The 407-nt window shown below is 48.6% G+C and carries 1 protein-coding gene; it reads left to right on the forward strand.

Translation table 11 applies throughout. The annotated features are described in order from the left end of the window. A partial coding sequence (gene rplL / locus ASC50_RS05150; protein ID WP_056928782.1) for a 50S ribosomal protein L7/L12 occupies positions 1-290 on the forward strand: 290 nt, incomplete at its 5' end. Between the last annotated feature and the right edge of the window lie 117 nt (positions 291-407).

The raw sequence follows: 407 nt of genomic DNA on the forward strand, positions 1-407 counted from the left end.
GTATCGAACCCGCAGCTGCTGCTGTGGCTGTTGCGGCTCCCGCAGCCGGGGGAGCAGCCGGTGCTGCGGCTGAGGAAAAGACATCATTCGATGTGATTTTGAAAGGCGCAGGTGCTAACAAGTTGGCTGTCGTGAAGTTAGTGAAAGAATTGACCGGACTTGGTCTGAAAGAAGCAAAAGACATCGTAGATGGCGCTCCGGCACCATTGAAGGAAGGCGTTGCGAAGGACGAAGCGGAGAATTTGAAGAAACAATTAGAAGAAGCCGGAGCAGAAGTTGAACTTAAATAAAACTTCGCCCACAACCTTGGAGAACGCCTTAGAAGTCCTTAGCGGGACTTCGGGGCACCTCCTTTTTGCGCAGAACATTTAAATGTTCAAATACAAGTTTTAATTACGTTCTAAAAT

The sequence above is a fragment of the Candidatus Symbiothrix dinenymphae genome, from assembly GCF_001431085.1.